Here is a 24,655-nt window from a genome sequence, read left to right as displayed (position 1 = left end):
TGGTTCGGTCGCGAGCACACCTCGATTGGGGCCACAGCTCGCTGTGTCGCAATGCGTCGCTAGTGCTGTCCCGGTCGCGCGCAGCAACCGAATATCTATGGGCATGCCCGCATCGCGCCATCATCGCGAGCGCTGCCACGCGCAGGCCGCTGACGTGGCGGCCCATGCGCAGCTGCTGCCGCATGTCCCGCCTGCAGGCAGGCCTGTTGTTCGTTTCCGGGCCGTGGCCGACTGGATTGCCGCCGACCTCGAACACGCCTCTGCCGCTGAAACGCCTGCTCTTGGTCGCGTGCCGAGGAGCGGCTTGCAGCGCTCGCCAGCGCCGTTCGGCAAGGCGGACATCGCCGCATCGCGATGTCCGCCGCGCACCCCCGCTCAGAACCTGTAGTTCAGCGACAGCGCGGTATTGCGCGGTGCGCCGTAATAGCCCTGCGCCCAGTACAGGCTGTTGATGTACTTGCGATCGGTGACGTTGTAGACGTTGAGCGTGGCGCTGAACTGCGGAGTGAAATCGTAGTGCGCCATCAGCCCGAGCAGCGCATAGCTGTCCTGGCGGGTGAAGATCTCGTTGCCGCTGGTGTCCAGGGTTTGTTGATCGCGGTAGATGTCGCCCTGCCAGGTCAGCGTCGCGCCCAGCTTCAGCGCTTCCCACTGCGGAACGGTGTAGGTGGTGGCGAGCTTGAAGGTGCGGCGTGGCACGTAGGTGCGCACGTTGTGGCCCGCGTCGTCCTTGAGGCTCAGCTGGGTGTAGCCGGCGTTGAGCTGCCAGTGGTCGCCGAGCCGGCCGGCGAGGTCGAACTCGTAGCCGGTGGAGGTGGCGTCCACCGCCTTGTAGGTCTGCAGCGTACCGACGTAGGTGTCGGCTTCGGCGGTGTTGTCCTGCTTGGCCCGGAACAGGGCGAACGAGGCGTTGACGCGTTGCTGCAGCCACTGGCCCTTGATGCCCAGTTCGGCGTTGCTGCCGGTGATCGGGTCCAGTACCTGCAGGTTGCGGTCCAGCTCGGTCTGCGGATTGAAGATCTCCGCATAGCTGGCGTACAGCGCGTAGTTCGGATCGAAGGTGTAGACCGCACCGACGAACGGGGTGGTCTTGCTGTCGTCGTAGGCGTGCTGCACGCCGTAGTTCTGGCCGCGGCTCTCGATCTGCGTGTGGTTGACGCCGGTGATCAGCTTCAGCGCGTCGCTCAGATTCCAGCGCGCGGTGGCGTAGGCGCTGCGGCGGGTGATGTCGAAGTCGGCACTGTCGGAATAGGCGTCGAAGCTCGGCTTGGGGTAGTCGCCGGTCCAGTCCTCCAGCGCCGGCAGGGCGGTGCCGATGTCGTTGCCGTACCACGACAGCTGATCGGCCTGCACCCGGCCCCATTTCACCCCGACCACCAGTTCGTGCTCGCGGCCGCCGAGCGCGAACGGGCCGCTGGCGTAGACGTCGGCGTACTTCTGTGTCTCTTCGCTGTTGTACTGCGACGGATAGGAGTACAGCCCGAGGCCGGTGCTGCGGTCCGGAGTGCCGTAGACGTAGAACAGCTGGCTATCGTCGTCGAGCTTGCGGTAGTTCAGTGCGACCTTGAGTTGCCAGTCGGCGCCCAATGCCTGCTGAAGTTCCACGAACGCGCGCTTGTCCTGCGTCGTCCAGTACGACCAGTTGGCCGAGGTGCTGGTGGAGCGGGCGTAGTCGGTGGCGCTGCCGTCGCTGTAGAACAGCGGCAGCGCGCCCCACATGCCGCCAGTGGAGTCGTTCTTCTGGTAGCTGGCGCCGACACTGAGGCGGGTGCTGTCGCCGAGGTCGGCCTCGACGATGCCGTAGAAGCTGCGCTTCTTCAGCGCATAGCGGTCCAGGTAGCTGTCGCCGTCCTGGCCGACGGCGACGATGCGCCCGCGCACGCTGCCGCTGGCATTGAGGCGTCCGGACAGGTCGGCGTCGACGCGGCGCGTGTTCCAGCTGCCCACGGTCACGCCGGCGCTGCCCTGCAGGTCTTTGGTCGGGCGCTTGCGCACGAAGTCGATCGTCGCCGACGGGTTGCCGGTCGAGGACAGCAGGCCGTTGGCGCCGCGCAGCACCTCCACGCGCTCGTACATCGCCGTGTCCAGGTCGCCCTCGGCGCCGCCGTTGGTGAACGGCAGGCCCAGCCCGTCGACCTGGAAATTGAGGATGTCGAAGCCGCGCGCGGTGTAGTAGGTGCGGTCGGTCTCGATCTTCTCGACGTTGACCCCGGTGGCCAGCGCCAGCACCGCATTGGCGTTGTCCAGGCCGAAATCGTCCATCTGCTCGCGGCCGATCGTGCTCACCGACTGCGGGGTTTCCAGCGGAGTCAGCAGCAGGCCGGTGCCGGTCGCGCTGGCCGGCGCGGTGTAGCCGTCGGCGCGCTGCGCGACCACGTCGAGCTTGTCCAGCAGCTTCGGCGCGCTGGCGGCGTCGCTCGCCGCATCGGCGGCCGCTGCCGCTTCCGCGGCGGCGGCGCTGGCCGCCAGTGGTGCGAGCAGGGCGGCCAGGGCCAGGCACAGCGCCTGACGGCGAACGCGGACAAAGGTCGGCTGGGCGGCGGACCACTTGGACTGGGCGGGAAGGTTCATCGGCGGGGTCTATAGAATGGAGGGAGGCGAGAGGCCATGGGCGCAGCGCCGAGCCGCACGGCGCGCTGCGGCGACACAACCGGCAACGGCCGGCTGCTGGTCCATGGCGAATACGAACTATTCTCAATAAATCGCAGGGAAAGATCAATTCATGTTCGAATTTCGTGAATTCCAGCGTTCAGCTACCGCCACCGGAGCGGGCAAGGCATGAGTGCCGCGCACGCCATGCCGCCTTCGTTCGTGGTCGCCATCCCGGCGCGCTATGCCGCCTCGCGCCTGCCCGGCAAGCCGCTGCGCCTGCTCGGCGGCGAGCCGCTGGTGCGGCACGTGGCGCGGCGTGCGCTCGGCGCCGGCGCGCAGCAGGTCTGGGTGGCCGCGGACGATCCGCGCATCGCCGCGGCGGTGGCCGATCTGGACGGGGTGCATGTCGCGCTGACGTCGGCGGCGCATGTCTCCGGCACCGACCGCCTGGCCGAATGCGCCGACATCGCCGGCTGGGACGACGCCACCCTGGTGGTCAATCTGCAGGGCGACGAGCCGTTCGCGCCCGCCGCCGGCATCGTCGCGGTGGCGCAGACGCTGGCCGCCAGCGGCGCGGAGATGGCGACGCTGGGCAGGCCGGTCGAATCCGCCGAGAGCCTGTTCGACCCGAACGTGGTCAAGCTGGTGCGCAGCGCGCAGGGCGATGCGCTGTATTTCAGCCGCGCGCCGATCCCGTGGCACCGCGACGCGTTCGCCGCCTCGCGCGAGCAACTGCCGCCGGGTCCGTGGCTGCGCCATATCGGCATCTATGCCTACCGCGCCGGCTTCCTGCGCCGCTTCGCGGCGATGCCGCCAGGTGGGCTGGAACAGGTGGAGGCGCTGGAGCAGCTGCGGGTGCTGGAAGCCGGCTTCCGCATCGCGGTGGCGCTGTCGCCGGCGCCGTTCCCGCCCGGGGTCGACACGCCCGAGGACCTGGCCCGCGCCGAGGCGCACCTGCGGGGGCTGGCATGAAGCTGTTGCTGGTCTGCCTGGGCAACATCTGCCGTTCGCCGATGGCCGAAGGCGCGCTGCGCGATCACCTGCAGCGCTCGCCGCTGGCTGCGCGGGTGCAGGTGGATTCGGCCGGCACCGGCGCCTGGCACAGCGGCGAGCCGCCGGACCGGCGCGCGATCGCCTGCGCCCGCGGCCATGGCGTGGACATCGCCGGACTGCGCGCGCGGCAACTGCAGGCGGCCGACTTCGCCGCGTTCGACTGGATCCTGTGCGCCGATGCGGCCAACCTGCGCGATGTGCGCCAACGCGCGCCGGCCGATGCGCGGGAGCGGGTGGCGCTGTGGCTGCCCTGGGCCGGCCTGGACGGCCCCCGCGAGATCCCCGACCCCTACACCGGCGGCAGCGCGCAATTCGAGGAGGTCTGGCAACTGGTAAATGCGGCCGCCGCCGGCAGCGTGGCACGACTGTCCGCCGACAGCGGCTCCGGCATAATCGGCCGATGAACTCGATCGCCGCCCTGGAACTGCCGCAGCCCGGCCTCTGGCTCAATGCCGCGCCGACCACGCTGCGCGAGCAGCAGGGCCGGGCGCTGGTGCTGGCCTTCGTCAACGCCGCCTCGGCATGGTGCGCGCAGCGCCTGGCCGAACTCGGCCAGTGGCAGGCGCGCAACCCCGGGCGCCTGCAGCTGATCGTGGTGCAGGTGCCGCGCTTCGACAGCGAGCGCGAACCGCAGCGGGCGCTGAAGCTGCTGCGCAGCCAGGGCGTGTCGGCGCCGATCCTGCTCGACGCCGACTGGGCCGCCTGGCAGCGTTTCGATGTGCAGGCCTGGCCGACCCTGGTGCTGCTCGATGCCGGCGGCTACGAGCGTGAGCGCCTGGTCGGGATCGGCGGCGCCGATCTGGAAAAGGCGCTCAACGCGCTGTGCGCCGGGCAATCGCTGCCGCTGGACGAGGAGCTGCGCGATGCGCGCGAGACCCAGCCCGAGCCGCGCCTGCCGCTGCGCTTCCCGGTCGGCCTGGCGGTCGCCGACGATCGCCTGTATGTCGCCGACAGCGGCCACCACCGCATTCTCGAATGCACCAGCGGCGGCCGCGTGCTGCGCCAGTTCGGGCTGGGCACCGCCGATTTCATCGACGGCGGCATCGGCGAGGCCGCGTTCCACCGGCCGCGCGGACTGGCGCTGGAACGCGGCGTGCTGTACGTCGCCGATACCGGCAACCACGCGTTGCGCCGGATCAACCTGCTCAGCGGCCACGTCGACACCCTGTGCGGCAACGGCCGCGCCGGCGAGCCGGTCGAAGGGCCGGTGCAGCACGCGCAGCAGGCGCCGTTGAACCACCCGCAGGACGTGGTGGTGGCCGACAACCAGGTGCATATCGCGATGGCCGGCGACAACCGCATCTGGAGTTACGAACTCGGCAACCGCAGCCTGCGCTGGCGTGCCGGCGCCGGTGCGCTGGAATTGCGCGACGGCAGCGGCCACCTGGCTGCGTTCGCGCAGCCGTGCAGCCTGGCCGCGGTGCAGCAGGCGCTGTACGTGTGCGATGCGCTGGGCTCGGCGGTGCGCTCGCTGCAGCTGCGCGGCGACCTGGTGCAGACCCTGCTCGGCGGCCAGGCGCCGTGGGACTTCGGCAACGAGGACGGCCCGCGCAGCCGCGCGCGCCTGCAGTTCCCGCAGGCGATCGCGCTGAGTCCGCAATCGCCGCTGCTGTGGATCGCCGACAGCGGCAACGGCAGCCTGCGCAGCCTGCGCCTGGGCGGCGGCGAACTGTCGACCTGCACCCTGCCGCGGCGCCTGCATGGCCCGGCCGGGCTGGCGGTGAGCGCGGGCGCGGTGTGGATCGCCGAGACCGATGCCCATGCCGTATTGCGCTACGACATCGCCAGCGGCGAACTGAGCGACGTGCCGATCAGCGAATGACCGCATCCGCACTGCCCGCGTTCGACGGCAAGGCCTTCGCCGCCAACCTCAGTACCGCACCCGGCGTCTACCGCATGTACGCGGCCGACGACACCTTGCTCTACGTCGGCAAGGCCGGCGCGTTGCGCAAGCGCGTGTCCAGCTATTTCAGCGCCTCGCCGAAGAATGCGCGGACCATGGCGATGCTGGCCCAGGTCGCGCGCATGGACGTGACCGTGACCCGCAGCGAGGGCGAGGCGCTGCTGCTGGAAAACCAGCTGATCAAGTCGCTGGCGCCGCGCTACAACGTGTCGCTGCGCGACGACAAGAGCTATCCCTACGTGCTGCTGACCCGCGAGGAATGGCCGCGGATCGCGCTGCACCGCGGCCCGCGCGCGTTGCCCGGACGCTACTTCGGCCCGTATCCCGGCGTCACTGCGGTGCGCGAGACGCTGAACCTGATGCACAAGCTGTTCAAGCTGCGCAGCTGCGAGGACAGCGTGTTCCGCAACCGCTCGCGGCCGTGCCTGCAATACCAGATCGGCCGCTGCAGCGCGCCGTGCGTGACGCTGGTGGCGGCCGACGAATACGCCGAGTCGGTGCGCCGCGCCATGCTGTTCCTGGACGGCCGCAGCGACCAGCTCGGCGACGAGCTGGTGCAGGCGATGCAGGCCGCCAGCGAGCAACTGGAGTTCGAACGCGCCGCGCGCCTGCGCGACCTGCTCGGCTCGCTGCGCAGCATGCAGAGCCGGCAGTACGTGGACGGCCGCGCCGCCGACCTGGACGTGCTCGCCTGCGCCACCCAGGGCGCCAATGCCTGCGTGCTGCTGCTGGCGTTCCGCGATGGCCGCAACCTCGGCACCCGCGCGTTCTTCCCCAAGACCAATGGCGAGGACAGCGCTGCCGAGGTGCTGGGCGCGTTCGTGTCGCAGTACTACGCCGAGCACGCGCCGCCGCGCGAAATCTTGCTGGATCGCGAGATTGCCGATGCCGAACTGATCGAAGCGGCGCTGGGCTCGGCCGCCGAGCGCAAGGTGCAACTGCGCTGGAACGTGCGCGGCGAGCGCGCCGGCTACCTGGAACTGGCCAGCCGCAACGCGCAGGCCACGCTGGCCACCGAACTGACCAGCCGCAACGCGCAGCACGCGCGCAGCGAGGCCTTGCGCGAGATGCTGGGGCTGGCCGAGCCGGTCCGGCGTGCGGAGTGTTTCGACATCAGCCACACCATGGGCGAGGCCACCGTGGCCTCGTGCGTGGTGTTCGACGCCAGCGGCCCGGTGCGCAGCCAGTACCGGCGCTACAACATCAGCGGCATCGAGCCGGGCGACGACTACGCGGCGATGCGCCAGGCGATCGAGCGCCGTTTCCGCCGCGCCGCGGAAGGCGAGGGCAAGGGCGATGCGGTGCTGCCCGACGTGCTGCTGATCGACGGCGGCGCCGGCCAGCTGGCGCAGGCCAATGCCGCGCTCGCCGACCTGGGCGTGGACGGCATCCTGGTGATCGGCGTGGCCAAGGGCGCCGAGCGCCGCGCCGGCCACGAAACGCTGGTGATGCCGGACGGGCGCGAGCTGCGCCCCGGCGCCGCTTCGCCGGCGCTGCAGTTCATTCAGCAGGTACGTGACGAGGCGCACCGTTTCGCGATCACCGGCCACCGCGGGCGGCGCCAGAAGGCGCGCATGACCAGCAAGCTGGAGGACATCCCCGGCATCGGTCCGCGCCGCCGCGCCAGCCTGTTGAAGCATTTCGGCGGACTGGCCGGACTCAAGGCCGCCGGCGAAGCGGAGATCGCGCGCGTGGAGGGCATCAACGACGCGCTCGCTGCGCGAATCTACGCTAACCTGCATGGGCTGCCGGTACCCGATCCGGCAGGCGAGTAGAGCAGCGCAATGAAGTTGACCATCCCCACCTGGCTCACGCTGCTGCGGATCGTGATGATTCCGGTGCTGGTGCTGGTGTTCTATCTCCCCTATACATGGACCAACTTCGCCTCGGCGGCGATCTTCGGCCTGGCCGCGTTCACCGACTGGCTGGACGGCTGGGTGGCGCGGCGCTACCACCAGTATTCCGCGTTCGGCGCGTTCCTGGATCCGGTGGCCGACAAGCTGATGGTCGCGGTGGCGCTGTTCCTGATCGTGCAGGGCCACCCGACGCCGTGGATGGCGTTCTGGGCGGCGGTGATCGTCGGCCGCGAGATCGCGGTGTCGGCGCTGCGCGAATGGATGGCCGAGATCGGCCAGCGCGCCAAGGTGCGGGTGGCGATGATCGGCAAGGTCAAGACCACCGCGCAGATGGTCGCACTGCTGTGCCTGCTGTATTCGGTGATGCCCGACGGTTCGCCGCCGGAGAGCGTGTGGATGGGACTGTTCATCTTCCACATCGGCGACTGGACCCTGGCCATCGCCTCGATCCTGACCCTGCTGTCCGGCATCCAGTACCTGCATGCGGCCTGGCCGAGCCTGCGCGCCGACGAGCGCGCCGCGGTCGCGGACAAGAATGCGAAAAAAATCGAAGGCAACGGTTGACAGCCTGCCGGTTCCCGGTAGAATTCGCGGCCTCAAGCGGGAATAGCTCAGTTGGTAGAGCGCAACCTTGCCAAGGTTGAGGTCGCGAGTTCGAGTCTCGTTTCCCGCTCCAACGCTTGATTTTCGGACTTCCCATGAAGTCTTCGCTTCCTGATCCCACAGTGGTCTGTGCCTGTGGAGCATCCAGCGAGGTTCGCTGAAAGCCACCCCCACACACGCATTTTTCGGTACATCGATTCGTACTGGAATCCGGGTGCCGGGTTGGCCGGTTCTAGCCGTGCCGCTCCCATCGACGTCGCTCCTTCTCTCCTCATTGCGAAGGAGAGTTCGATGGCATTGACGGGCGCCGCCGCCTTTCGACGATGTGCACATACATCCGGTCTCGGTTGCGCGCCGACACGCGGCGTGCGCTGCCGAAGACGCGGCCGCCGCGCGCGGCGAAGCTCGCCGCGGCGGCGCGGCCGGTGCCGCACGACATGCCGGTCACCGGGACAACGTTGCAGGTGGACGTGGCAGTTGCTTGTCGGGAGATCGGCAGGCCGCCGCTCAGCGAGCCGGCTCCGGCCTGATCCGGAACCAGATGGAATACATGGCCGGCAGGAACACTAGGGTCAGGATCGTCCCGGCGAAGGTGCCGCCGATCAGCGTGTAGGCGAGGGTGCCCCAGAACACCGAATGGGTCAGCGGGATGAACGCCAGGATCGCGGCCAGCGCCGTCAGGATCACCGGCCGCGCCCGCTGCACGGTGGCTTCGACGACCGCATCGAACGGGCTCAGTCCTTCCTGTTCGTTGTGGTGGATCTGCCCGATCAGGATCAGCGTATTGCGCATCAGGATGCCCGACAGCGCGATCAGGCCGACCAGGGCGTTGATGCCGAAGGGCTGCTGGAAGACGAGCAGCGTCGGCGCGACACCGATCAGGCCGAGCGGACTGGTGGCGAACACCATGACCATGGCCGCGATCGAACGCACCTGCAGGATGATGATGAGCAGGGTGAGCGCGATCATGATCGGGAACAGCGGCAGCATCGCCTTGGTGGCCTTGCCGGATTCTTCGATCGAACCCGCCTGTTCGATCCGGTAGCCGGAAGGAAGCGTGTCGATGATCGGCTGCAGCTGGTCCATGACGGCGGTGGAAACGTTCGGCGGCTGCAGCCCTTCGGCGATGTCGCCGCGGACCGTGATGGTCGGCGTGCGATCGCGGCGCCGCAGGATGGGATCCTCCATGCGCACGTCGACGCTGCCGACCTGCGACAGCGGAATGCGCTGTCCTGCCGCGCCGACCAGGGTGAAGCCGGCGATCTTCGCGGGATCGAAGCGGATCTCGCCGGCCGCGCGGCCCAGCACCTGCACCGAACGGATGTCCTCGCGCACCTCGGTCAGCGGCACGCCGCTCAGCAGGAACTGCAGCTGCGACGCCACCGAGCTGGAGGTCAGGCCCACCGCCTGGAGCCGGTCCTGGTCGAGGGTGAAGCGCAGGGTGGGGACGCGCGGCCCCCAGTCCGTGTTGACCGTGCGCATCATCGGGCTGGCATGCATGACGCCGGCGACGTCGTCTGCGATCCTGCGCAGCGTGTCCGGGTCGGGTCCCATGACCCGGTAGGCCACCGGAAACGGCGACGGCGGGCCGAACACGATCTGGGTGGCGCGCACCTGCGCCTCGGGCACCAGGCCGTCGGCCACGGCCCGGCGCAGCCTGAACTTGAGCGCTTCGCGCTGCTTGTCGTCGCCCGCGAGCACCACGATCTTGGCGAACGACGGATCGGGCAGTTCGGGCGCCATCGCCAGGAAGAAGCGTGGCGCGCCCTGGCCGATGTACGCGGTCACGATCCGCGCCTCCTTCTGCCTGGCCAGCCAGGCTTCGACCTTCGCCGTCGCCGCGCTGGTCTGCGCGATCGAGGTGCCGTAGGGCATCTGCACCTCGACCAGCACTTCCGGCCGGTCGGAGGTCGGGAAGAACTGCTTGTTGACCAGCCCCATGCCGACGATGGACAGCGCGAACAGTCCCACCACCGCGCCGGCGACCAGCCATTTGCGCGCGATGACGCGCCCGAGCACCCGCCGGAAGCGGTGGTAGTGGCGGGTGTCGTAGATGGCCGCGTGGCCGCCCTCGACCTGCTTGATGTCCGGCAGCAGTTTCACGCCGAGGTAAGGGGTGAATGCCACCGCGACGACCCAGGACGCGATCAGGGCGATGCCGACGATCCAGAACATGTTGCTGGTGTACTCGCCGGCCGTGGAGCGCGCGAATCCGTTGGGCATGAAGCCGATGGCGGTGACCAGCGTGCCGGACAGCATGGGCGCCGCCGTATGGCTCCACGCATAGGCCGAGGCGGCGACGCGGCTGTAGCCTTCCTCCATCTTCACCACCATCATTTCGATGGCGATGATGGCGTCGTCCACCAGCAGGCCCAGCGCCAGGATCAGCGAACCGAGCGTGATGCGGTCGAAGTTCTTGCCGCTCGCGGCCATGACCACGAACACCGCCGCCAGCGTCAGCGGCACCGCCGCCGCGACCACGACGCCGACACGCCAGCCCATGCTGACGAAGCACACCACCATCACCACGAGCAGGGCGACGAAGAACTTGACCATGAACTCGTCGACCGCAGAACCGATGTTGACGGCCTGGTCGGTCACCTTGCTCAGCGTCATGCCCAGCGGCAGCCCGGCGTTGACCTTGGTCACTTCCGCCTCCAGCGCCTTGCCCAGATCCAGACCGTTCCAGTCGTCGCGCATCACCACGCCCAGCAGCAGCGCCGGTTCGCCGTTGTTGCGCACCAGGAAGGTGGCGGGGTCCTCGTAGCCGCGCTCCACGGTCGCCACGTCCGACAGCTTCAGCGTGCGTCCCTGCGCGACGATCGGGGTGCGCCGGATCTTCTCCAGGCTGTCGAACGCGCCATCGACGCGCAGGAAGACCTGCGGCCCCCTGGTCTCGATGGAGCCGGCGGGGGTCAGTACGTTCTGGCCGTTGAGCGCGGCGAAGATGTCCTGCGGCGCGACGCCCAGCGTGGCCAGGCGGTCGTGGGAGAACGCGACGAAGATGCGCTCGGGCTGCTCGCCGATGATGTTGACCTTCTTCACGCCCGGCACGTGCAGCAGTTGCTGGCGCAGCGCCTCGGCGTCGCGCACCAGCAGCCGCTGCGGTTCGCCCTTGGCCTTGAGCGCGAACAGCGCGAAGGTCACGTCCGCATACTCGTCGTTGACCATGGGGCCGATGACCCCGGCCGGCAGCTTCTTGGCCTCGTCGCCGAGCTTCTTGCGGGCCTGATAGAACTCTTCCTGGACCTGCGCAGGCGGGGTGCTGTCGCGCAGGGAAATCATCGTGAACGCCAGGCCGGGGCGCGTGTAGGTTTCCGTGCGGTCGTACCAGCGCAGTTCCTGCATGCGCTTTTCCAGCGGTTCGGTGACCTGGTCCTGCATCTCCTGCGCGGTTGCGCCCGGCCATGCGGTGACCACCGTCATCTGCTTGATCGTGAACGGAGGATCTTCCGCGCGGCCGAGCTGGAAGAACGCCAGAACGCCGGCCACGGAGATCAGGAAGATCAGGAACAGCGTGATCGAACGCTCGCGTACTGCGAGCGCCGACAGGTTGAAACGCCCCTCGCTCATGGCCGCGCTCCGCCGGCCAGCGCCTGGCCCTGGCCGATCGGCCTGACGATCTGGCCTTCGCGAAGCAGATGCGCGCCCAGCGAGACCACCTGGTCGCCGACCTTGAGATTGCCCTTCACCTGCGCCACGTCGTCGCTCAGGCCGAGCACCTGGACGGAACGCCAGACGGCTTTTGCCGGCTTGCCCTCGACGGTCCACACGCCCGGGCCCTTGCCCGGATCGAACACGGCGCCGATCGGCACCTGCAGCGAAGCGGTGGAATCCGTGTCGGGTGGAATCTCGACGGTGACGGTGGCGCCCAGCGGTGCCCGGGCCAAGGCGCCTTCGAGCACGTACCTCGCCTCGTAGGTGCGGGTGGCCCGGTCGGCCGCATCGGACAGCTGGCGCAAGGTCGCCGGCATGGCGGCCTGGCGATCGCCGTACAGCCTGGCCTGGGCCGACGAGCCCGCGGCCGGCCGCAGCGTCTCGGGTAGTTGCACGATGGCTTCGCGCTGGCCGGCCCGCGCCAGGCGCACCACCGGTTGCCCGGCGCCGACCACTTGCCCCGGCTCGGCCAGCGTCTCCACGACCACGCCATCGGCGTCGGCAAGCAGGACGGCATAGCTCGATGCGTTCCTGGCGACGTCGGCTTGCGCCTCGGCCGCCTTGAGTTGCGCCCGCGCCGCGTCGGCCGAGGCCTTGATCTGATCGTAGGCGGACGCAGAAACCGCCCCTTCGGCGACCAGGCCGCGGTAGCGCGCCTCATCGTCGGCGGTCTGCGCGGCGCGCGCGCGGGCGGCGGCTACGGTTTCCTGCTGCGCCCGCGCCTGCAGGCCCAGGTCGATCGGGTCCATGCGCATGAGCGCTTGGCCGCGCCTGACGCTCTGCCCGGTATCGACGAGGCGCTCCAGCACCTTGCCCGGCACGCGAAACGCCAGATCGCTCTGGACCCGGGCGGCGACGACCCCGGTGAACGAGCGCGGCGCGGCGGCGCCGCCCTGGACGGCGCCGATCCTGACCCGTGGCGCCTCCGTGCGCGGGTCGGAGGTGTGTGTGTCGCCGCATGCCGCCAGGGAAAGCGGCAAGAGGCAAAGGGCATAGGGGACGAGCTGGCGCCGAAGCATGGGAACCCTTCCTGACGGGATAGGGCGCCCATTCTATTCTTGTGACCAATTTAGTCAATAGTCACATACAAAGTTCACGGCGACAGGCTGCGCAAGATCAGGTTGGACAACTGGGTCGTCGCCTCGGCGGCGTTGTCCAGGTTGTGCTGCAGCAACAGCGGATTGATGAACGGGCGCATGACCAGGTAGATGGCGCTGGCGGTCTCGTCCAGCGGGGTCTTGCGCTCGAATTCACCGGCTTCGCGGCCGTCGCGCACGATCTGCAGGACGAGTGCCTTGATGTGCTCTTCGTAGGCGCGCGCGGAGGGCCAGGATTCGGCGGCCGAGGTTCTGGCGATGTCGTAGAGCTTGCGGTCGTCGAAAAACAGCTCGCTGCCAGCCTCCACCAATGCCTTGAACACGCGCCGCAGGCGCTCGGGCGCGGAAGCGACGCCGACGACCGCCTGGTCGACGGCGGCCATGATCGCGCTGAGCCGATTGGAGCAGATGACCTCGCCGATCGCCTGCTTGGAGTCGAAGAACTTGTAGATGTACGCCTTGGAAAAACCGATCGCTTTCGCCAGGTCGGAGACGGTCGTCTTCTCGTAACCGTAGAGGCCGAAGTATTCGGTCGCCGCCTCGACGATCTGGTCTCGCACATCATGATCCGAAGGCCCCCTGAGCTGGGGCGCGGGAGAAGGTGTCTTGGTCATCGCCGCAGCTTAGCGCGCAGGGTGTGGATTGACAACGAGTGACCATTTTGTACTATGGTCACATCGAATGGCCTTCCAGGATCATCATGCTGCCCCGTCGCTCTCTTGTTCTTTCGCTGCTTTGCGCCAGCGTGATGGCCGGCTGCGCGGTCGGCCCCCACTACCGCCGGCCCGACGCGCCGCTCCCCAGCCACTACATCGGGCACGCGCAGCCTGGGCAAGGCGAGAGCCCGCCAGCGGCCGAACTGGCGGCATGGTGGCAAGGCTTCGACGATCCGCTGCTGACGCGCCTGGTGTCGTTGGCGCTGGCGCAGAACCTGGACCTGGCGCAGGCGGGCGCCCGCGTCGCCCAGGCACGCGCCGGGCTCGGTGCGGCCAACGCGGCCCTGCTCCCGTCGGGAGCGGTCAGCGCTTCGGCCGCCCGCGCTCGCCAGTCGCTGGAGACCCCGCTGGGCCAGGTGCTCGCCAGCACGCCCGGATACGATCGCTGGGGGAATGCCTACGAGGCCGACCTCGAGGCGGGCTGGGAAGTGGATGTGTTCGGCGGACTGCGGCGTGGCCGGCAGGCCGCGCTGGCCGACTACCAGGCCTCGCAAGCCGGCGCCATGGCGACGCGGTTGGCCGTGGCCGCACAGACGGCGGACATCTACATCGCCATCCGCGGGTTGCAGGCCCGCCTGGATATCGCCCAGCGGCAGGTCAAGACCCAGCAGGACCTGCTGGCGAAAGTCCAGCTGCTGTACGGCAAGGGCCTGGCCGCCGAGTATCAGCTGCGGCAGACCGAAGGGGCGCTGGCACGGGTGCAGGCGACCGTTCCGGTGCTGCAGATGGGCCTGGACGCCGCCATGAACGCGCTCGACGTGGTGCTGGGCGTCCCGCCGGGGACGCATCGGGCCGACCTCGAAGCCGTCGCACCGATTCCGGCGACGCCGCGGATCGCGGCGATGGGCTCCCCGGCCGAGCTGTTGCAGCGACGCCCCGACCTCATCGTTGCGGAACGGCGGCTCGCGGCGACCAACGCCAGGATCGGCGAGGCGATCGCCGAGTACTACCCCAAGTTCTCCCTGAGCGGGATGCTGGGAAGCGCCACGGCGGTCTCCAGCGGCAACCTTTTCACCAGTGGCGCGAGCCAATCGGCAGGCATTCTGGGATTGCGCTGGCGTCTTTTCGACTTCGGCCGCATCAACGCGCAGATCGGGCTCGCGAAGGGCCAGGATGCCGAGGCATTGGCGGCCTACCGCCAGGCCGTGCTGCGTGCGACCGAGGACGTCGAAACCGCCTTCTCGGCACTGCTCAACCGTAGGCAGCAGGCCGCCAGCTTGACGCAGGGGGAGGCCGCGCTGTCCCGCGCCAGGGCGTCCTCGTTCGTGGCGTATCAACGTGGCGCCGCCAGCCTGATCGACGTGCTGCAGGCCGACGATTCTCTCCTGCAGGCGTCCGATGCGAGGGCGCAGGCGCAGACCGAATCGGCGCGCGCGGCCGTGGCTGCGTTCAAGGCGCTGGGCGGTGGCTGGGAACCGGTGGCGCCCGCAGCGATGGCGACGCGCTGATCCAGATGCGAGCAGGCAACGCGGCGTGCGTCGGCCTGGCGAAGTGCGAGACCGGTATCCTGTCGCGGTCGTATCCGCTCGGGGGCCTGTCGCCACGTTCTGTTCCTGCCCGCCGAGCCATTGCATCGAGGGTCCGCATGTTTCCGAAGCGCGTTTCGGCTGCTGCGCGGTGGTGGTTCTTGCTGGCCTGTCTGTCTTTCGGCATGCCGGCCTTGGCCAAGGAGACGTTGCGGTGTCCGCAGACGCTGCGCGTCTCCGGCGCCGTGCTGCAGAGTCCGGATCTGCCGGAGGGCGCCGGGATGGCCTTCGAGGCCGGGCAGCCGCTGCCGTTCTTCTCCATGGGCGTGTTCTCGGGACATCCGCGCGAGCTGGCCTCGCTGGTGCCGGACAGCGACAGCGAGGAGCCGGCCTCCGGGATCGCGCGGTCCGTCTGGAGATTCGAGCGCCCGGATCCGCACGGAACCTACGCGGTCTGCGAGTACGGCGCCGCCGGCAAGGTGCAGATCTACAAGCGCATCAGCGACGCGGCGAGATCCTGCACGGCCACCGCACGCAACGACAGCGTCAAGCGCGTGATCGTGGACGCGGCCTTCGAATGCGAATGACCCGCGCGTGGCGGGCCGGCGCTGCCGTGCGCCGTTGCCCGGACGCCGGTCGCCGCGTGCCGGTCAGCCGCCGCGCCTGGTCCTGGGCGCTGGCCATGGACTGCCGAGACGAGCGTTCTGCGCCGGACATGCCGCGTGTCGGCGGCACGCTACTCTAGGACGTGCACCGGCGGTTCGGTTCCGGCCGGTCGCAGCATGACGTCCTCTTCGGTGCAAAGAACGATGGCATCCCCGCATCCCGCTGCTGCGTCCAAGAAGCGCTTCGCCCTGTCCGAATCGCATCGGACCGCCAACATCGTTCCCAATGCGGTGCGGTCCATGCTGGGCCTGGTCAAGGATCGCGCACTGCCCCCGGAGCGGCTGTGCAGGGGACTCGGGTTCACCTACCAGGACCTGCACGACCGCGACCTGCTGCTGTCCTATCACCAGGTCCGCTCGCTGATCCTGCGGGCCAGGGCCTTGCTCGGCGACGCTTCCATGGGACTGGCGGCCGGCATGCGGCAAACCCCGGTGTCCTGGGGACTGGCGGGGCTCGCCATGCTGACCTGCGAGACCTTCGGCGAGGCCATCGGCTATGGCCTTGCGCACCAGAACGAAGCGGGCGCGATGATGCACCACCGCTTCGAGCAGCAGGGACGCGAGGTCGCGATCGAGCTCATGCCGCATGTGTTCGACCTGGAGATCGAGCCGTACCTGATCGAGGAAGCGTTCGCCAGCGCGCTCAATGTCAGCCGCTGCATGGTCGGCCCCGAGATCAGGCCGCGCTGCGTGGAGTTCGCCTTCGCCAAGCCGGCGCAGGCGCAGGCGTATGCGCACTTCTTCCGTTGCCCGGTGCGCTTCGACACCGGCAGGAACAGGATGAGCCTGGACGCGAAGTGGCTGGCGACGCGGCTGCCCGGCTACGACCGCATCACCTGCGGGCTGCTGCGGCAGCAGCTCAACACGCTGATCCAGCGCTCCGCCGCACGCAACGACCTGATCGAGTCCATCGCCATGCGCCTGCGCCTGCGCCGGCGCCGAGGCGCCGCCGCGCCAGCCCGAACTGGCACGGCAGGCCAACCTCAGCGAGCGCACCCTGCGGCGCCGGCTGGGCGCGCAATCGGTGGGTTACCGCGCGTTGCGCGACGCCGCGCTGTACGAACGCGCGCAGGACCTGCTGAAGAACTCCGGCATGCGTGTTGCCGACGTGGCGCAGGCGGTGGGCTATGCCGACGCGCGGACCTTCCGGCGGGCGTTCCAGCGCTGGTCGGGAACCTCTCCGAAGGCATTTCGCAACGGCGGTTGAGCGCGTGGCCGCCGTGTCCAAGCGCAGTGCGCGGCAAGCGCCGCGCGTCCGGGCCCGGTCGCGTTCACGTGCGGTGGCTGGCGTCGGACACCAGTTCCCACTCGCCCTCGCGCTGGCGTACCAGGCCGCGCTGCACCAGCGAGGCCTGGTAGCGCTGGTGCCCGCGTTCGGCGCTGCGCCTGAACCACGGCAACGCGCGCACCAGCAGGTTGGGCGACAGCATGGCCAGGCGCACGCTCCACGATTCGCTGCTGCGCACGAAGCGTTCCAGGCATGGCGCGTCCAGGCAGCGCAGCACCTGCAGCGCCACCGCGTCGGGCGTCTGCGGCGGGTCCATGAATTGCAGCTTGTTGCCGCCGTGGATGGCCTCGCGCATCAGCATGGGCGTCTCGGTGGCGGAAGGATTCACGATCGAGAACCGCACCCCCAGCCGCGCGCCATCCAGCCCCAGGCACAGCATGGCGCCGCGCAGGCCGAACTTGCTGGCCGAGTACACGGTGGATTCGGGCAGCGGGAACATCCCGCCCAGCGACACGATGCTCACCACCCGCCCGTCGCCGGCGCAGTGCAGCAACGGCAGCAGGCTGTGGGTGAGCAGCAGCGGCGCCATCAGGTTGAGTTCCAGCTCGCCGCGGATCGAATCCTGGCTGCGCTGCTCGAACGGCGTGGTGCCGACGATGCCGGCGTTGTTGACCAGCAGGTCCAGCCGGCCGCAGTGCGTGTGCACGCGCTGCACCAGCGCTTGCCGCGCGGCGGGATCGGTCAGGTCGGCCAGGTGCGGCGTGGCCATCGGCCCCAGGGCGCGCACGGCGCGCTCCAGGGCGTCGGCGTCGATGTCCACCAACAGGCAGCGCACGCCGCGCTGGATCAGCCGCGCGGCGATCGCCCGGCCCAACCCGCCGGCGCCGCCGGTGACCAGCGCGTTCCAGCCCGCGAGATCGGCGCGATCAGCCATGCGCTACCTCGCTGTTGCGGCAGGCGCCTGCGGGCGTGGCGCCGCCATGCCCTGGCCGCGTCCTGAGATGGTCGTACATGCGCTCGCTCAGTTCGCCCCAGCCCATGCGCCGGCGCAGCTTGCGCAGATAGGCCTTGAACGCATGCGCCTCGATGTAGACGGCATGGCGTTGCGACTGCACGAACTGGATGCCGCCGAAGAGGTCGGGCGTGTCGCTGCGGATGATGCCGTCGAAGCGGCGGGCGCTCTCCGGAGCGGTGCGTTGCGCCTTCAGGTACGAGGCGATCATGTGCGCCTGGGTGTCGAACAGCTTGTAGGCGCTGGAGTTGGTCTCCAGGTAGCCGATGCCGAACAGGTTGCGGTGGGTCCGGTTGAACATCGACAGGTACATCTGCGGCCGTCCGCCGCTCCAGGCGAAGTACTGCGTCGCATACGGACAGCTCCATTTGTAGCCGGTGGCGCACAGCACCAGATCGATCTCTTCCTGCGAGCCGTCCTTGAACAGCACGTGCCGGCCCTGCAGCCGTTCGATGTCGGGCTTCACAGTGATGTTGCCGTGCTGCAGGTGGTGCAGCAATTGTGCGTTGAGCAGCGGGTGGCTCTCGAACAGCTTGTGGTCGGGCCTGGGCAGGCCGAGGCGGGTGAGGTCGCCGTTGATGAAGCGCAGCAGGCCGCCGAAAATGGGGCGGGCGAGCCACAGCGGCAGGTGCGGGCCGGTTTCCGCGATCTGGTCGACCGGCACGCCCATCAGGTGCTTGGGGATGAAGTGGTAGCCGCGGCGCACGCTGATGAAGGCACGCTGCGCGTGGATGGCGGCGTCGCAGGCGATGTCGGCCCCCGATTGCCGGCGCCCAGCACCAGTACGCGCAGGCCGTGGAACTCGTCGCCGTGCTTGTAGCTGACCGAATGGCGTACCTCGCCGTCGAACTGGCCGGCCAGCTGCGGCATGTTCGGATCCCAGTTCACGCCGCTGGCGCAGACCACGGCGCCGTAGATCCTGCATGAGCCGTCGGCCAGCTGCACCACCCAGCGCGCGTCGCTGTCCTTGTGGATCTGCAGTACCGCCGTGCCGAACTGGATCCTGTCGCGCAGGCCGAAGCTGTCGGCAAAGCCGTGCAGGTAGGCCAGGATCTGCCGGTGCGACGGATAGTCCGGATAGTCGCGCGGCATCGGATGGCCGATGAAGGCCGACAGGTCGCGCGAGGAAATGAAGTGGGTGGAGGCGTAGATCGGCGAACCGGGGTTGCGGGTGTCCCACAGGCCGCCCAGGTCGCTGTGGCGTTCGAACTGATCGTAGTCCAGGCCCTGCGCCTTGAGCGCGCGCCGCGCTCAGCCCGCCGGGCCCGGCGCCGATGATGCAGGTGGCGTCGGAGCGGTCGATCACCTGGGTCGAGTGCGAGCTTGTCTGCATGTGCGGTGTTTCTTGTGTGGATGCCACGCGGCATGCAGCGAATGTAGGCAGCGGCGCGGTTGCGCCAGCGGACAGTTTCGGCCAGGAAGGTGGCTGAATCGGCCGCTGCTTCTGCGCTGGCGCGGTGTCTGTTCCGGTGGACGCCAAGGGGCGGGCGGGAGCAGGCCGACTGCGCGTGCGATGGTTCTGGCGACATTCCAGCATGCCTGGCGATGGGCCGTACCGCTGCCTGTTCACGCCGTAGCGGACGCTGCAGCGCCAGGGCGGGCGCGTGCGCGTCGGCCGCGGCAGCGTTCCGAACCGGGCGCGGCTGGACGGCAAGCCGGTTGGCGCCGCCGAGGCGGGCCAGGCGCTGACCCTGCCGTTGCCACCCGGCGCCGGCGAGCGCGGCTTGGCGGTGTCGCTGCAGGTCCGCGCCGGCGAACGCGGGCGCCGGCGCGGCGACTGGGATGCCTGTTCCGAAGCCGCGCAGTGTCGACCGCGTGCGTGGCGAGCTGCTGTAGGTTCGGCCGGGGGCGTCGCATCGCGCGCAGACCGGCGGCAGGGCAGGCGGCTGGCAGCCGCAGCGGCCGGGCGTGGGCAGGAGCGGCGGAGGCATCGGCCGACGCGGTCGCGGCGCCGATCGCATGTGCGGATGCCGGCGCCCTCGACGCACTACGCACCCTCACCCCGCCACTGCAGGAGCAGCCATGAACTTCGAGATCGCGACCTGGTACGACACGTGGAACGGCACCGGTGCCGACAATCTAGCGCAAGGCAAGGTGCCGCTGGGCTATCCCAGCCGCTACAACCTGGCCTTCGGCGAATTCGTCCAGACCGGCAACGGCTACACGCTTGACCTCAATGCGCAGTACGCGGCGCAGAACCTCGCCCAGCTCAAGGCGCAGGCGCCGGCCGCGCTGGTCTATGCCGGGCTCGGCGACACCGGCTTGGCGGCGACGGTGGCGGACAACCGCGACAACGCCAATCGCTCCACCGCCAACATCGTGGCCTATCTGCAGCAGCAAGGGCTCAACGGCATCAGCATCGACGCCGAAGGCGACGGCATGCCCTCGGTGGTGGAACTGCTGTCGCAGCTCGGCCCGAGCTTCAAGGCGGCCGGACTCGGCATCGCGGTGTCGGTGCCGTGGCCGGGCGACGGTCCGGTCGGGCTCTACGGCGATGGCGCGGTGGCCGCGTTCAACCAGTACGTCGATGCCGCCGAACTGCAGGACTATTCGTCGCTGGGCACGCCGCAGGATGCACAGGTATGGATCCAGGCCGGGGTGCGCGCCGACATCCTGATGGGCGGGGTGGCGACCGAGAACGGCGGCGTGCAGACCTCGCTCGAAGACACTGCCGCCTGGACCAGCTACGCGCTGCAGAACGGCTTGCGCGGCATGTTCAGCTGGAGGCTCGACAACGACCACGGGCAGGACGGCCAGGAAGAGGACGTGGACCCGACCTTCACCGGGGCGAAGACCATCTACGACACCGTCCATCCGTCGTCCGGCGGCGCGCACCCGGCGGATTAGCGCGCCTTTCCTTCCGCGTTCGCAAGGTGTTGCAGCGACCGCGGTGCGACGGGCCTTGCCGACTGCGCCCGTCGCCACCGCTGGCCGAGCCCAATCGGCGTCTCTTGCGAAAAGCGACATTCCCGCAGCGATATGTTCCTGTCGCTGCCAGCGCAACGCAACGCACCGCAGGCGCAAGGCGCATGCGTGGCGATGCGCTGCGTCCGCGCGGCCACGCGTGCAGACGCACACGAAGCGCATGCGCCGCTGGATATACTCCAGTGGCGCAGCCTGCACGGCGCACAGCTTCGTCTGGCGCGCGCACGGCGCAACCCGCCTTGCAGCGATGCGCGAGCGATGGGCTGGGGGCGAAGGCGGGCGCGAGCTGCTGCAACGCCGCCGCCCACCGCGACGACCAGAGCCCCAGGACGAGAAAGAAGAACCGGCAAGTGAGCACCCGTCGCGACGCATACGCGGACCAGATCCGCTACCTGGCCGAGTTGGGGCCGCGCGCCTCCGGCACCGAGGCCCACAACGCGTTGATCGACCGGGTGGCGATGCAGCTGGCCGAGCTCGGCCTCGAGGTGAAGCGCGACCCGCACACCTTCGAACGCTGGGACGTCGATCGGGACGCGCTGGCGCTGCAGGCGGGCGCGCGCCGCATCGCGATCGCGTCGGCCTGGCCTTATTCCGGCGAGACATCGCGCGACGGAATCACCGCGCCGCTGATCCTGCTGCGCGGGCGGCGCAAGCGCTGGCGAGCGGCCGCCGGCAAGATCGCGGTGATCGAGGTGGCGCATGTCGCCGCGCCGGCGTCGCTGCTGATCGACGCCTGGGACGGACCGCTGCCCTTCGACCGGGTCGCCAATCCGATCATCAGTTCCGAACTCGCCGGCACCGATCTGGCCAAGGCGAAGAAGGCGGGAGTGCTAGGCGTGATCGCGGTCTGGCGAGGCCTGGCGGATGCGGCGGCTGCCGATCAGTACCTGCCGTTCACCCGCGGCTATCAGGGCCTGCCGGCCGTCTGGGTTCCCGAAAGCGAACGCGTCCAGTTGCTCGCCGCCGCCGCACGCGGCGAGCAGGTCACGCTGATCCTGGCCGCGAACAGGACCGCGAATGCGCGCATGGACACGGTCTGGGCCGTGTCGCCGGGAACCGGTCCTCGCGCCAACGAGTCGGTGCTGGTGGTCACCCACAGCGACGGCGGCAACGCGGTCGAGGAGAACGGCCACATCGGACTGCTCGCGCTGGCACGCGACGCGGTCGCGGCGCCGCATGCGCGCAGCATCGTGTTCGTGTACACGGCCGGCCACCTGCGCATGCCCGCCGTGACCGCGCATGGCCAGGCCACCAGCGCCTGGCTACAGGCCCATCCCGAGCTGTGGGCCGGCGCATCCGGCGGTTATACCGCGGCGGCCGGCCTGGCCATCGAACACCTGGGCGCGAAGCGCTTCCACGTGGATCCCGGCACTGGCCGCTACGCGCCCGACGGTACGCTCGAACCCGAATTGCTCTACGCCACGACGCCCGAACTCGCCCGGCTCACCCGCAGGTTGTGGAGCGGCGCCTCGGCCGGCGCGGCGACCCCGGTCAAGCCGGGCGCGTTGCTGCACTTCGGCGAAGGCGAACCGCTGTTCCAGCGCGCAATTCCCGCTGTCGCGCTGGTTACCGGTCCCGAATACCTGCTCGCGGAATGCGTGGGCGACCTCGTCGACATCGATGTCCTGATCCGCCAGGTCGACAGCTTCCGTCGCCTGCTTGAGCACCTTGCCGGCGACATCGACCGGGATCGCTTCGGCAAGGTCGTGCTGCCCAGCAAATGGAACAAGGCGTTGGCCGCGATCCGCATCGGCCTGTTTCTGCTGCGCCGCCGCTGAGCTCACGTCGGTGGCGCTGCAGAACCGACGCGATTCGATCCAGCGCTGTCGTTCGATGGATGCCATCCGCGCCGACGATGCCACTTGTGGGAGCGACTTCAGTCGCGACGGGCATTCCCCTTGAACCCATCGCGACCGATGGCCCCAAGGCTACCGGCAGCCCTCTCGCAGCCCCGTGTGTGGCCGCCGCGTCAGGGCGTCGCCGTGACCTCGCGGAAACCCGCCCGTCCGCAGGCCGCATCGTAGGCATAGTCCGCCGCGGCGAGCACGTGGCGGCCGCTGTTGATGTGCGCCGGCGGCGTCTTCAGCGGTCCGCGCCATTGCACGCTGTCCGGTGTCGCCGGCGCGTTGCCGCCGACGGTGAATCGGTAACTGAAGACCGGTTGGCCGGCGGGGCCGATGTCGAGCGTCATCGGCGTCTGTGCGGGGACCACCAGCGCGGTGGCCGCCGTGGCGCCGGCGGCGTTGCCGGATGCCGCGGACGCGGACTTCGCCGCGGTACCGAGCTTCTGCTGCAGCTTGGCGGGGACCGGCGGCTGCGCGGTCGGGGTCAGCATCATGTAGCCGATGCCGGTATCCGGCAGCAACTTGCCGCACACCTGATAGTCGCTGCCGCTATCGGGGAAGCGCGCGCATGCGTTCGGCGCCTGCCAGTCGCCGTTGACGGTGGCGCTCGCCGCGGTGCGCTGCAGCGGGATCAGCGCAAAGCCGTGCAGCGCCTGCTCGCTGACGCCCAGGGTGATGCCGGACGCGCTGACGATGTAGCCCGGGCTCATGCTGCCTGCGCGCATCTGCACGAGGTTGAGAAACGGATTGCGCGCCGCCTTGACGCCGCGGTCGTGGCCCACGCCCATCATGCCGAAGCCGGGCGAGATCGTCTGGCAGTTGCGCAGCATCTGCTTGCCGCCGCTGCCCAGGGCGAGGCTGCCGTTGTAGGCCGGACAATTGTCCGGTACCTGGCCCAGCGCTGCCGCCGAGGTGGTCGCAACGACGTCGCAGGTGCATTGCGCGGCCAGCACTTCGATCGAGTCGATGCGCGCCGCCGCACTCTTGCCGTCGGCGGAGACGCCGAGTCGCATCGGCACCTGCACGTACTTGCCGGGGTGGTACTTGCTGTCGCTGGAATAGAAGATGTAGCCGGGCGTGGTCGAGGCGTCCCAGGCCTGCTGGATCGCCGCGCCGAGCGGCACCACCACGCCGGTGGAGCCGGTGTCCACTTCCAGCACCTGGCCGGCGGCGGCATTCGCCGAGGCCGGGGTGCCGACCTGCACCCGCACCTGGTAGGCGTATTTCGGCATGTTGCCGGACACCAGCGGCAAGTTCAGCGTCTGCGTCTGCAGCCGGCAGGATTGCGCCTGCGCGGCGCTGGTTGCGGCCAGGCATAGCAGCAGTGCGCCGCTGCAGCGTGTCCATCGATTCATGGCGATGCCTCGGTGTGGATGTCGTTGCGATGCTAGAACCCGCGACGGCGCAGATGGCGCCGATGGGTCGCCGCATGCGCGCCATCGCGCACTTGTCTACGTCGGCGGGCGAGTCGCTGTGGTGGAGATTCCAGTCCCGCCGGCGCCACGGCGCTGCCGATCCGGCGCGGCCGCGGCGAGCGGGGCGGCACGCCGCGGCCCATACGCAAACGCCCGGCAGATCGTGGATCTGCCGGGCGTCGGAATCGTAGATGGAGGCCTGGGTCGGAATTGAACCGGCGTACGCGGATTTGCAGTCCGCTGCATAACCACTCTGCCACCAGGCCGGTGGACTGAATTCTAGCCGAAACCGTGGGAAACGGTGTCCGACAAAACAAAGCCCCGCTGACGGGGCTCTGTCTGAATCTGGAGCGGGAAACGAGACTCGAACTCGCGACCTCAACCTTGGCAAGGTTGCGCTCTACCAACTGAGCTATTCCCGCTTGGGAGCAAGCCATTCTACAGGCCTCTCACGGCTTGCGCCAGCCTCCTGGCAAAAAAATCCTGCGGTGCCGGTCGCGGACGGGAAACGCACGGCAATGGGCATGCGCATGGCATCGGCAGCGGCGGCTTTCTGCGCCCATTCGCAGAGCGTCGTCACCAGGATCCTTACTGCTTTGCCGCACAAGCATGCCGACGGGAAC

General features: G+C 69.3%; 16 protein-coding genes, 3 tRNA genes and 2 pseudogenes. 12 read left to right on the top strand and 9 right to left on the bottom strand.

Going from position 1 to position 24,655, the window contains the following annotated elements; genetic code table 11:
• Window positions 1–103: 103 nt before the first annotated feature.
• Complete coding sequence (locus NRY95_13200; GenBank protein UYC14694.1) at window positions 104–388, top strand: hypothetical protein; 285 nt, start codon at window positions 104–106, stop codon at window positions 386–388.
• Here NRY95_13200 and NRY95_13195 read toward each other — a convergent pair.
• Window positions 376–2,571, bottom strand: a complete 2,196-nt coding sequence (locus NRY95_13195; protein ID UYC14693.1) for a TonB-dependent siderophore receptor — start codon at window positions 2,569–2,571, stop codon at window positions 376–378. The two genes, NRY95_13200 and NRY95_13195, sit on opposite strands and share 13 nt — an antisense overlap.
• Before the next feature lie 207 nt (window positions 2,572–2,778).
• On the opposite strand from NRY95_13195, the gene kdsB reads away from it, so the two are divergent.
• The 6 genes from kdsB (at window position 2,779) to NRY95_13165 (ending at window position 8,080) form a co-directional block, all read left to right on the top strand.
• Window positions 2,779–3,564, top strand: coding sequence for a 3-deoxy-manno-octulosonate cytidylyltransferase (kdsB, locus tag NRY95_13190; GenBank protein UYC14692.1), 786 nt, complete (start codon window positions 2,779–2,781; stop codon window positions 3,562–3,564).
• Window positions 3,561–4,049, top strand: coding sequence for a low molecular weight phosphotyrosine protein phosphatase (locus NRY95_13185; protein UYC14691.1), 489 nt, complete (start codon window positions 3,561–3,563; stop codon window positions 4,047–4,049). Before kdsB ends, NRY95_13185 begins: the two co-directional genes overlap by 4 nt.
• Window positions 4,046–5,467, top strand: coding sequence for a hypothetical protein (locus NRY95_13180; protein ID UYC14690.1), 1,422 nt, complete (start codon window positions 4,046–4,048; stop codon window positions 5,465–5,467). Before NRY95_13185 ends, NRY95_13180 begins: the two co-directional genes overlap by 4 nt.
• Window positions 5,464–7,323, top strand: coding sequence for an excinuclease ABC subunit UvrC (gene uvrC / locus NRY95_13175; protein ID UYC14689.1), 1,860 nt, complete (start codon window positions 5,464–5,466; stop codon window positions 7,321–7,323). The genes NRY95_13180 and uvrC overlap by 4 nt, the downstream gene beginning before the upstream one ends.
• 9 nt (window positions 7,324–7,332) lie before the next feature.
• The gene (pgsA, locus tag NRY95_13170) at window positions 7,333–7,968 is read left to right on the top strand and encodes a CDP-diacylglycerol--glycerol-3-phosphate 3-phosphatidyltransferase (GenBank protein ID UYC14688.1); all 636 of its coding nucleotides are present in this window, start codon (window positions 7,333–7,335) and stop codon (window positions 7,966–7,968) included.
• Window positions 7,969–8,004: 36 nt separating this feature from the next.
• Window positions 8,005–8,080, top strand: a tRNA-Gly gene (locus NRY95_13165).
• A 434-nt stretch (window positions 8,081–8,514) separates the two neighbouring features.
• Here the strand turns inward: NRY95_13165 and NRY95_13160 are convergent.
• The 3 genes from NRY95_13160 to NRY95_13150 form a co-directional block, all read right to left on the bottom strand.
• The gene (locus NRY95_13160; GenBank protein ID UYC14687.1) at window positions 8,515–11,580 is read right to left on the bottom strand and encodes an efflux RND transporter permease subunit; all 3,066 of its coding nucleotides are present in this window, start codon (window positions 11,578–11,580) and stop codon (window positions 8,515–8,517) included.
• Entirely contained in the window at window positions 11,577–12,683 is a 1,107-nt protein-coding gene (locus tag NRY95_13155; protein ID UYC14686.1) for an efflux RND transporter periplasmic adaptor subunit, read from the bottom strand. The genes NRY95_13160 and NRY95_13155 overlap by 4 nt, the downstream gene beginning before the upstream one ends.
• Window positions 12,684–12,757: 74 nt before the next feature.
• Window positions 12,758–13,375, bottom strand: a complete 618-nt coding sequence (locus NRY95_13150) for a TetR/AcrR family transcriptional regulator (protein ID UYC14685.1) — start codon at window positions 13,373–13,375, stop codon at window positions 12,758–12,760.
• 86 nt (window positions 13,376–13,461) lie between these two features.
• Here NRY95_13150 and NRY95_13145 point away from each other — a divergent pair, with 86 nt between their 5' ends.
• The 3 genes and pseudogenes from NRY95_13145 (at window position 13,462) to NRY95_13135 (ending at window position 16,815) form a co-directional block, all read left to right on the top strand.
• The gene (locus NRY95_13145) at window positions 13,462–14,925 is read left to right on the top strand and encodes a TolC family protein (protein UYC18585.1); all 1,464 of its coding nucleotides are present in this window, start codon (window positions 13,462–13,464) and stop codon (window positions 14,923–14,925) included.
• A 212-nt stretch (window positions 14,926–15,137) separates the two neighbouring features.
• The gene (locus NRY95_13140; protein UYC14684.1) at window positions 15,138–15,530 is read left to right on the top strand and encodes a hypothetical protein; all 393 of its coding nucleotides are present in this window, start codon (window positions 15,138–15,140) and stop codon (window positions 15,528–15,530) included.
• A gap of 282 nt (window positions 15,531–15,812) precedes the next feature.
• Window positions 15,813–16,815: pseudogene (locus NRY95_13135) on the top strand (AraC family transcriptional regulator).
• A 64-nt stretch (window positions 16,816–16,879) separates the two neighbouring features.
• On the opposite strand, the gene NRY95_13130 reads toward NRY95_13135, so the two are convergent.
• Both NRY95_13130 and NRY95_13125 read right to left on the bottom strand, forming a co-directional pair.
• On the bottom strand, window positions 16,880–17,770 hold the full coding sequence (locus tag NRY95_13130) for an SDR family oxidoreductase (GenBank protein UYC14683.1): 891 nt from the start codon (window positions 17,768–17,770) through the stop codon (window positions 16,880–16,882).
• A 61-nt stretch (window positions 17,771–17,831) separates the two neighbouring features.
• Window positions 17,832–19,181: pseudogene (locus NRY95_13125) on the bottom strand (NAD(P)-binding domain-containing protein).
• Between the two features lie 689 nt (window positions 19,182–19,870).
• On the opposite strand from NRY95_13125, the gene NRY95_13120 reads away from it, so the two are divergent.
• The gene (locus NRY95_13120) at window positions 19,871–20,695 is read left to right on the top strand and encodes a glycosyl hydrolase family 18 protein (GenBank protein UYC14682.1); all 825 of its coding nucleotides are present in this window, start codon (window positions 19,871–19,873) and stop codon (window positions 20,693–20,695) included.
• A 428-nt stretch (window positions 20,696–21,123) separates the two neighbouring features.
• Window positions 21,124–22,551, top strand: a complete 1,428-nt coding sequence (locus NRY95_13115) for a hypothetical protein (GenBank protein UYC14681.1) — start codon at window positions 21,124–21,126, stop codon at window positions 22,549–22,551.
• Between the two features lie 191 nt (window positions 22,552–22,742).
• Here NRY95_13115 and NRY95_13110 read toward each other — a convergent pair whose 3' ends face one another.
• From NRY95_13110 to NRY95_13100, 3 genes are all read right to left on the bottom strand, one after another.
• Window positions 22,743–23,972: a hypothetical protein gene (locus NRY95_13110; GenBank protein ID UYC14680.1), complete on the bottom strand. Its 1,230-nt coding sequence runs from the start codon at window positions 23,970–23,972 to the stop codon at window positions 22,743–22,745.
• A 252-nt stretch (window positions 23,973–24,224) separates the two neighbouring features.
• Window positions 24,225–24,298: transfer RNA gene (locus tag NRY95_13105), tRNA-Cys, on the bottom strand.
• An 80-nt stretch (window positions 24,299–24,378) separates the two neighbouring features.
• Window positions 24,379–24,454: transfer RNA gene (locus NRY95_13100), tRNA-Gly, on the bottom strand.
• Window positions 24,455–24,655: the final 201 nt, after the last annotated feature.

Source organism: Xanthomonas campestris pv. phormiicola (assembly GCA_025666215.1).
In the GTDB taxonomy this organism is placed as follows: Bacteria; Pseudomonadota; Gammaproteobacteria; order Xanthomonadales; family Xanthomonadaceae; genus Xanthomonas_A; species Xanthomonas_A campestris_A.
This window is presented reverse-complemented; position numbering and strand designations above follow the sequence as displayed.

Bases quoted from the DNA above. Each gene is read 5' to 3' on its own strand.
- NRY95_13160 (UYC14687.1), bottom strand. From the start codon at position 11,580: ATGAGCGAGGGGCGTTTCAACCTGTCGGCGCTCGCAGTACGCGAGCGT.
- NRY95_13200 (UYC14694.1), top strand. From the start codon at position 104: ATGCCCGCATCGCGCCATCATCGCGAGCGCTGCCACGCGCAGGCCGCT.
- kdsB (UYC14692.1), top strand. From the start codon at position 2,779: ATGAGTGCCGCGCACGCCATGCCGCCTTCGTTCGTGGTCGCCATCCCG.
- NRY95_13155 (UYC14686.1), bottom strand. From the start codon at position 12,683: ATGCTTCGGCGCCAGCTCGTCCCCTATGCCCTTTGCCTCTTGCCGCTT.
- NRY95_13150 (UYC14685.1), bottom strand. From the start codon at position 13,375: ATGACCAAGACACCTTCTCCCGCGCCCCAGCTCAGGGGGCCTTCGGAT.
- uvrC (UYC14689.1), top strand. From the start codon at position 5,464: ATGACCGCATCCGCACTGCCCGCGTTCGACGGCAAGGCCTTCGCCGCC.
- NRY95_13180 (UYC14690.1), top strand. From the start codon at position 4,046: ATGAACTCGATCGCCGCCCTGGAACTGCCGCAGCCCGGCCTCTGGCTC.
- NRY95_13145 (UYC18585.1), top strand. From the start codon at position 13,462: ATGCTGCCCCGTCGCTCTCTTGTTCTTTCGCTGCTTTGCGCCAGCGTG.
- pgsA (UYC14688.1), top strand. From the start codon at position 7,333: ATGAAGTTGACCATCCCCACCTGGCTCACGCTGCTGCGGATCGTGATG.
- NRY95_13195 (UYC14693.1), bottom strand. From the start codon at position 2,571: ATGAACCTTCCCGCCCAGTCCAAGTGGTCCGCCGCCCAGCCGACCTTT.
- NRY95_13120 (UYC14682.1), top strand. From the start codon at position 19,871: ATGAACTTCGAGATCGCGACCTGGTACGACACGTGGAACGGCACCGGT.
- NRY95_13110 (UYC14680.1), bottom strand. From the start codon at position 23,972: ATGAATCGATGGACACGCTGCAGCGGCGCACTGCTGCTATGCCTGGCC.
- NRY95_13130 (UYC14683.1), bottom strand. From the start codon at position 17,770: ATGGCTGATCGCGCCGATCTCGCGGGCTGGAACGCGCTGGTCACCGGC.
- NRY95_13185 (UYC14691.1), top strand. From the start codon at position 3,561: ATGAAGCTGTTGCTGGTCTGCCTGGGCAACATCTGCCGTTCGCCGATG.